10 protein-coding genes and 2 pseudogenes are annotated in these 6,658 nt (G+C 69.7%); 9 read left to right on the forward strand and 3 right to left on the reverse strand.

Going from position 1 to position 6,658, the window contains the following annotated elements:
- Positions 1–53: 53 nt before the first annotated feature.
- The 3 genes from WD794_02785 (at position 54) to WD794_02795 (ending at position 1,600) form a co-directional block, all read left to right on the forward strand.
- Positions 54–650, forward strand: coding sequence for a TIGR00730 family Rossman fold protein (locus WD794_02785; protein MEX2289236.1), 597 nt, complete (start codon positions 54–56; stop codon positions 648–650).
- A 418-nt stretch (positions 651–1,068) separates the two neighbouring features.
- A complete protein-coding gene (locus WD794_02790) occupies positions 1,069–1,305 on the forward strand; it encodes a hypothetical protein (protein MEX2289237.1) in 237 nt (78 codons plus the stop codon).
- On the forward strand, positions 1,295–1,600 hold the full coding sequence (locus WD794_02795) for a type II toxin-antitoxin system PemK/MazF family toxin (GenBank protein ID MEX2289238.1): 306 nt from the start codon (positions 1,295–1,297) through the stop codon (positions 1,598–1,600). Before WD794_02790 ends, WD794_02795 begins: the two co-directional genes overlap by 11 nt.
- A 112-nt stretch (positions 1,601–1,712) precedes the next feature.
- Here the strand turns inward: WD794_02795 and WD794_02800 are convergent, their stop codons facing one another.
- Positions 1,713–2,336, reverse strand: coding sequence for a hypothetical protein (locus WD794_02800; protein ID MEX2289239.1), 624 nt, complete (start codon positions 2,334–2,336; stop codon positions 1,713–1,715).
- 107 nt (positions 2,337–2,443) lie between these two features.
- Complete coding sequence (locus WD794_02805; protein ID MEX2289240.1) at positions 2,444–3,118, reverse strand: SatD family protein; 675 nt, start codon at positions 3,116–3,118, stop codon at positions 2,444–2,446.
- A gap of 59 nt (positions 3,119–3,177) precedes the next feature.
- On the opposite strand from WD794_02805, the gene WD794_02810 reads away from it, so the two are divergent.
- Together WD794_02810 and WD794_02815 are read left to right on the forward strand one after the other, a co-directional pair.
- Positions 3,178–3,528, forward strand: coding sequence for a hypothetical protein (locus WD794_02810; GenBank protein ID MEX2289241.1), 351 nt, complete (start codon positions 3,178–3,180; stop codon positions 3,526–3,528).
- A gap of 125 nt (positions 3,529–3,653) precedes the next feature.
- A pseudogene (locus tag WD794_02815) lies at positions 3,654–3,743 on the forward strand (recombinase family protein).
- Positions 3,744–3,933: 190 nt separating this feature from the next.
- Here the strand turns inward: WD794_02815 and WD794_02820 are convergent.
- A complete protein-coding gene (locus WD794_02820; GenBank protein MEX2289242.1) occupies positions 3,934–4,512 on the reverse strand; it encodes a hypothetical protein in 579 nt (192 codons plus the stop codon).
- Positions 4,513–5,310: 798 nt separating this feature from the next.
- Here WD794_02820 and WD794_02825 point away from each other — a divergent pair.
- The 4 genes and pseudogenes from WD794_02825 (at position 5,311) to WD794_02840 (ending at position 6,653) form a co-directional block, all read left to right on the forward strand.
- Positions 5,311–5,577 (forward strand): type II toxin-antitoxin system Phd/YefM family antitoxin, encoded by a 267-nt coding sequence (locus WD794_02825; protein MEX2289243.1) that lies wholly within the window; start codon positions 5,311–5,313, stop codon positions 5,575–5,577.
- The gene (locus tag WD794_02830) at positions 5,574–5,852 is read left to right on the forward strand and encodes a type II toxin-antitoxin system RelE/ParE family toxin (protein MEX2289244.1); all 279 of its coding nucleotides are present in this window, start codon (positions 5,574–5,576) and stop codon (positions 5,850–5,852) included. Before WD794_02825 ends, WD794_02830 begins: the two co-directional genes overlap by 4 nt.
- Before the next feature lie 235 nt (positions 5,853–6,087).
- Positions 6,088–6,327, forward strand: a pseudogene (locus WD794_02835) (antitoxin).
- A complete protein-coding gene (locus tag WD794_02840) occupies positions 6,324–6,653 on the forward strand; it encodes a type II toxin-antitoxin system PemK/MazF family toxin (protein MEX2289245.1) in 330 nt (109 codons plus the stop codon). Before WD794_02835 ends, WD794_02840 begins: the two are co-directional and overlap by 4 nt.
- The last annotated feature ends 5 nt before the right edge of the window (positions 6,654–6,658 follow it).

Raw genomic sequence — 6,658 nt, forward strand, 5'->3', positions numbered from 1 at the left:
TGCGGCGCTCACCCGCCGCCGCCGGCGCGCCCCGGGCCGCCTACCCTGGCGCGGTGCCGGCCGTCTGCGTCTACTGCTCGTCCAGCACCCGGATCGACCCGTCGTACGTGGAGGTCGCCGCCCAGGTCGGCCGGGCGCTCGCCGAGCGCGGCCACAGCCTGGTCACCGGCGGCGGAGAGCTGTCGATGATGGGTGCGGTCGCCACGGCCGCCCGGGCCGGCGGAGCCCGCACCACCGGGATCATCCCGAGCGCGCTGCTCGCCCTGGAGGTCGGCGACCTGTCCGCCGACGAGCTGCTCGTCGTCGACGACATGCGCATCCGCAAGGGGCTGATGGACGAGCGCGCCGACGCCTTCCTGGCGCTGCCCGGTGGGCTGGGCACGCTCGAGGAGCTCTTCGAGGTGTGGGTCGCCCGCAGCCTCGGCATGCACGCCAAGCCGGTCGTCGCCCTCGACGTCGACGGCCTGTACGCCCCGCTGCGCGCGCAGGTGGACCTCATGGTCGAGCGCGGCTTCGTCCGGGAGGCCGCCACCGCGGCGCTGTCCTGGGCGTCCAGCGCCGAGGAGGCCCTCGACCTGGTCGAGGAGGGGCTGCGGACGGCCGCCCCCATGCAGCCGGCCGCCGAGGAGGTGCTCGAGGCCGAGCCGTAGGCCGCCGCCGGCCGCCCGCCCCGAGCGCAGGCGCGGCACCGAGATGGATGGAGCAGCCGAGCACCGCACCGCCGTGCCCGGCCCGGGCCGACACGAGACCAAGATCTTCGGAACATCCACAGGGGCAGGGTCCTGTGGATGTTCCGAAGATCTTGGTCAGGGGCCGGCGGCACCCCGACGTCCACGACCGGCGGCACCCGGCCTCCGGCGAGGCAGCGGCACCGTCGCGGCCGGCCTCAGCAACGCACAGGATGCGCGGTTCTGCGATGCTGCGCCACGTCGGAGGCCGTTCCGATCGTGGAACGTCTACTGACGAGCGGTGCGATTCCGGTCCTCCCTCCCCGCGGCTGCACCGGGAGCTCACATCTGCCGCGACGAGAAAGGCGCATATCGGTCTACCAGGAGTAGACTGCGACGTATGGCTGACACCACCACCGTCAAGGTCCAGACCAGCACGCGCGACCTGCTGCTCCAGGTCGGCGCGGCAAGGAGGCAAAGCGCCGACCAGGTCATCCTGGCTGCGCTGGCAGCGATGCGGCGTGACGAACGTCGTCAGGTCGCTGCCGCAGAAGCGCGCGCCATCAAGGACGACCCAGCCGACCTTGCTGAGATTCGGGCCATCCAGCAGGACGTGGCCGCGCTGCATGAGGGGTGAGGTCTATCGGCTGTCAGCGCGAGGCCAGGGCCACGAGCAGAAAGGTCGCCGCTACGCCGTGGTCCTGCAGCCAGACTGGCTGACACTCAGCACCTGGATCCTCGCCTTTACCAGTACCAGCGCGCGGAAGACAAGCTTCCGGCCGGCAGTGACCATCGCCGACCGGCGGACCTTGGTCGTGTGCGATCAGCTCGCCACCGTGGATCTCAACCGTCTCGAGGAGTCCGTCGGCTTCCTGACCATCGAGGAGATGCAGCGGGTCGACGCGGCGCTCACGTTGGTCCTTGATCTGTAGTCGACCAAGGGGCTGCTCCTGCCGAAGCGGGTGCTCTCACAGCCGTCCCGCGGACGACCGGCTTACGGAATCGCTCACCGCTCCGGATTTCTTATACGACGGCCGTATGAGGTCAGGCCGCCACGGCGAGGAGCCCCAGGGCCAACAGCAAGCTCGCCATCGTCCCGACCAGGAAGTACTCGGTGAGCACGTCGATGCGGTGGGGCTCGTCGTCGTCGCGGTGCGACTGGAGCTCGGGGAACCGCAGCAGGCCCTTTGCTGCGACGATGATCGACGCGGCGGTGAGTTCGCCTGCCAGCCCCAGCCCGAAGACGAACAGCCGCTCCATCGGCCCGAGTAGGCGGCCGCCCTTGAGGCTGCGCTCGTTGTCGGCCGGGCGACTGCCGGCGGCTTTGAGGACCAGCCGGACGACCGTGTTGGCCGGCGAGGTGAGGAACAGGCCGATGCCCAGCACGACAACGGCCTGGTCGACGGCGACCCTGGTGAGCGGGCTGTCGGCGAGGCCGTCGAACCAGCGCTCCAGGAGGCCGCTGACCGTGGGGTCCGAGCCGCTCAACGACAGCCCGATCACGACGATCAGCGTGGTGGCGAGGAGGCCCGGTGCCGCAGATCTGTCCTCGAGGACCGACCTCGCCGTGAGGACGACCCAGGCAGCAGTCAGCAGCACGACCAGCCCGGTCCACGCGAGAACCTCCGCCGCGTCTGCTCCGCCGCACCACAGGACGGCGGCGTTCACTCCCCCTGCGGCGGCTGTCCCCACACGTCCTCGCCACGGCGGGCACGGCAGCTGCCAGCGCACGAGGTCCGCCACCGACAGAGCGAGCAGGAGCAGTCCAAGAGCGATCACGGGTCCCCCGCCGCGGCGAGCAGGCAGTCCATCTCCCGCAGGGATTGACCCCCCAACGAGGTAAGTCGTTGAGAGACAGCGGACTGGGAGATGCCATGGCGGCGGGCGAGGTCGTCCTGCCCTGCGCCGAGGATCCAGTCGCGCAGCAGCTCGGCGTGTTTGCGAACGGCATTCCGGTGCAGCAGCTCGTCGCGGCAGACCAGCAGCGCGTTCACGAGGGCCTCGAGGTGCTGCTCGTCGGGGGTGCAGGTGCCGGCCGGCGCAGCGAGGAACCAGCTGCGGGTCGTGCGCGGGCGACCGCCGCGCTGGGCCTCGAGCTCGTGCGACCGCACGATGGCCTCTCGGGCGGCCCACCAGGCGGGCCCGTCCTGCACGAGCTTGCCGCGCGTGGCCTGCAGGACGGTGAGCGTGCCCCGGCCAAGGCCACATCGCACGTCGATGTCGGGCAGGAGGTGCAGGCGGACCAGGAAGGTCGCGCGGACGGCATCGGCCACCGATCTGTACGCGCCCTGAAACTCGTCGCCCACGGTGACGTCGAGCGCTTGGAGGGCCGTCATATCGCCATTCGTCCGCTCGAGCGCGTCGGTCAGTCGAGCGTGCACGTCCTTGCGGTCCTCATGGTCTCGAGAGCGGACCACGTCCCCGATGAGCGCCACCACGACTTCGGCCATACGACGAGCCTAGTCCTTATACGGACCTCGTATAAGGATTTCCCGGCGTCCGCCGGCGGGTGGACCCAGCTCGATCAGCACCGTCACCGGGCCGGCCGCTGCCGCGCGGCAAGAGGGCGCCGCGCACGGCCGCGCCAGCCCGGTGGCATCACTTCGACAAGAGCACGTTCCACCTCGGGCGGCAGGTCGTCGAGCTGTCCGAGGGGCTCGCCCTCGGCCTCTACAGCCCTGAGCGTTGCATCGTCGACGCCTTCCGCCTACAACACCAGGAGGGCTCCGACCTGGCCATCAACGCCCTCAAGGCGTGGGTACACCGGCAGGAGGCGAAGCCCGCCGCCCTGCTCATGCTCGCTGGTGCGTTCCCGAAGGCCCTGCCCTCCCTGCGCCGCGCGCTGCAGATCCTGCTGTGATGCCGCCTGTAAGCCGTTCGACGCCTGGCGGCAGGGCCCTGCTCGACCTGCAAACCATGGCGAGGGCCGAGCGCCGCCCGACGGACGAGCTGCTCGTCCTGTTCGACACCGCGTCGCCCTCGTCGTCCGACCTCATCCGCCGTCGTACCCGCGAAGGGATGAGGGTCGCGAAGGCCAAGGGGCGGCTGCGCGGCAAGCAGCCCAAACTCTTGCCAGAAACGCTCATCGGGACATCGCAAGAGGAGCATCACCTGCGCAACAGTCGTCCTGAAGCCAGCGAGCGTCGCCGATGCTGTGATCAACGCCGTCTTCACGCACATTTCCGCCGTACCGGAAGTGAGCAACCCCGGCGTTGATCACGCCGGAGGCTGGGCCGGGACGCGCGATAGACGCTGTCGCGGCTGCCTACGACAGGGAACTCGGCGACGAGCTGGACCGCAAGCCTTTGGATCGGGCTCTGCTGACCGCTTTCGCCGAGCTGGCTGGCGCGGGCAGCGTCGCGGACGTGGGTTGCGGGCCGGGACACGTGACGCGCTTTCTCGCCGAGCAGCCTTCGAGGTGTGGGTCGCCCGCAGCCTCCCGCACGGCCGCCAACGCGCAGAGGACGTCGACACCACCCTTCTCGCGCTTGCCAGTCACCATCCTGCTGCCGTCGTACAAGGTCGCCGGACGACCCTGAGCGTCTCGCTGGTATTCGTACTTCAGGGGGCGCAGGATGACGTGGACGCGGGCATCTCGCTCCCAGCGCGACTTCTGACTCTGACTGTGCGCGTCGTCGTCAGGATCATGTTCCGCGGACGGCTCACCCCGGTAGACGAGGGCTTCGCCCAGGACAGCGTGGGCATGACCCTCGCGCTGCCGCCGGTTGCGCTCGGCCACGAGCTGCCCGGCGTACAGGGCCGGATCGACCAAGGTCTCGTGCTTCGGCACGTCCTTGTCGAACGCAGCGTGCCCCACCAGGTGCACGTTCTGGTCGTCGATCACGACGGTCGTACGCAGGTCCGCCGACACCTCTACCCCAGCAGAAAAAACCCCACCAGTCCCGGAGGACGGTGGGGAGTTAGCTGTTCACACGTGCCACGAAGGCCCGGCAGGAGGCCTCGTCCGACTTGGCCTGGCTGACGTCGACATGGGGTGACGCATCGACCCGAACATGAGGTGCTCGACACTCCTCTCAGATCCAGCCGCACTGGCCTACCTCGGGACGGGACCGACCGCCCGCTGATCCAACCGGTCAGCGCTGGGCGTCCATCCGTACCTCCCGACGGGGGCGCGGGCCGGGTTCCGCAGTTCTCGGCCTCCAGGAAGCACGACAGACCGTCGTCACCGAGCTGGTAGGACGCCCGGATCCGGGTCGTTGACCCTCGTCGGCTCCTGAGCTGGCCGCACTGATCGCGGCGATGCGGGCCTATGAGGCGGGCGAGCGGTAGGCGACACGCTGCGCCTGGACTACCCGGCCGTCGTGTCGGTGACCTGCAGCAGTTCGACGGATGCCTCCCGGCAGTCCCGGTGATGGATCCCTCAGCCGGACGGTCAGGTGGCGACTTTCGTAGTACGAGCCGGCACCTTGTCGATGGCGCCGGCTCCCCGTATCTCGAGCGCCTGCTCGGGTCAGGGGTTGCCCAGCCAGGTGCCGGAGGGCGAGCGCGACCGCCTCCGTTTTCGTACGAACACTGAACCGGTCCATGATCGCCTGAACATGGGCGCCGCACGACGACCGGTGAGCCACGGTCAAGCATCCTCAGGTGGACGGACGGGCCGAGGTGCGCCACAATCGTGGCCATGAGTGTTGAACCGTTGCGGGCGGTCCGGGACCACTTGTCCGAGGTGGTCGACCGGGTCGAGAAGCAGCACGAGCGCGTCACCATCACCCGCAACGGCCGGGCCGCTGCGGTCCTGATCAGCCCGGAGGACCTGGCTGAGCTGGAGGAGACGCTGTCGGTGCTGGCCGACCCGCAGGCGCTGGCCGACATCCGCGAAGCGGAAGCGAGCTACGAACGCGGCGACGTGATCCGGGGCGTCGACGCAGTCCGCGGCCTCCTGGCGTGATCGTGGGGGACGGGTACGAGCTCGTCCTGACCTCTCCCGCTCGTCGGGCGCTCACTGAACGACTGCCCGAAGCCGTCGCTGCCGCGGTGACCGACTTCCTGACGACGACGCTGATCGAGCAGCCGCTGCGCGTCGGGAAGCCGCTGCGCGGCCAGCTGCTGGGCATCTGGTCCGCGCGCCGCGGCACCTACCGGATCCTGTACCGGGTGGACGAGGAGCTGAAGGAGGTCGTCGTGCTCCGGATCGAGCACCGACGAGATGCCTACAGGACCTGAGGCCGGGCTGGGTGGGCACCGACCTGCCACCGCAGTCGGCTACTCGCTGACGACCTGGTGCCGGTCAGGACGCCACAGCTGATGCTCGCCTCGGGCACGATGATCGGCTGTGGAGATCCCCTCGCCCGGCCATGCCGCCAGGCCTTACCCAGCCGACCATGGTGACTCGCCGAAGATCGGTTGTGGAGGCCTGCAGGCTGGACGCTACGAGAAGGCGGCCGCATGGCATGATGATGGCATGAACCGCATACGGTTGAGCACGACGGTGGACGCGACGCTGCTGGAGGATGCCCGAGGTATTCGGCCCGGAGTCACCAACGCTGCTCTCGTGGACGAGGCCCTCGCGGCCCTCCTCGCCCGCCACCGTGCCGCCGATGTGGACGCGAGCTATGCGGCCTACGACGAGCACCCGATCGACGAGCCGGACGAGTGGGGCGACCTGGCGTCGTTCAGACGGGCGGCGGCCGCGTCGTGAGCGCCCTGCCCGCCCGTGGCGAGGTCTGGTGGTGCGAGCTGCCCGAGATCGGCCGGCGTCCGGTCGTCGTACTCTCCCGCGACGCAGTGATACCGCGGCATCGCAGAGCCCTGATCGCACCATGCACGACAACGATTCGAGGACTCGTCAGCGAAGTGGTGCTCGAGCCCGGCGACGACCCGATACCGCATCGTTCGGCGGTCAACCTCGACGCCGTCGAGAGTGTGTCGCTCGCCGTACTCCTCGACCGGCTCGGCCGGTTGAGCGACGCACGAATGCGCCAGGTGTGCGGCGCCCTCGCGGTCGCGGTCGACTGCTCGAGCTGAGCTAG

It is taken from the genome of Mycobacteriales bacterium (assembly GCA_040902655.1).
GTDB lineage: Bacteria > Actinomycetota > Actinomycetes > Mycobacteriales > SCTD01 > SCTD01.

Coding starts and splice junctions, on each gene's coding strand:
- WD794_02790 (MEX2289237.1), top strand. CDS start 1,069: ATGGCTGACACCACCACCGTCAAGGTCCAGACCAGCACGCGCGACCTG.
- WD794_02795 (MEX2289238.1), top strand. CDS start 1,295: ATGAGGGGTGAGGTCTATCGGCTGTCAGCGCGAGGCCAGGGCCACGAG.
- WD794_02805 (MEX2289240.1), bottom strand. CDS start 3,118: ATGGCCGAAGTCGTGGTGGCGCTCATCGGGGACGTGGTCCGCTCTCGA.
- WD794_02825 (MEX2289243.1), top strand. CDS start 5,311: ATGAGTGTTGAACCGTTGCGGGCGGTCCGGGACCACTTGTCCGAGGTG.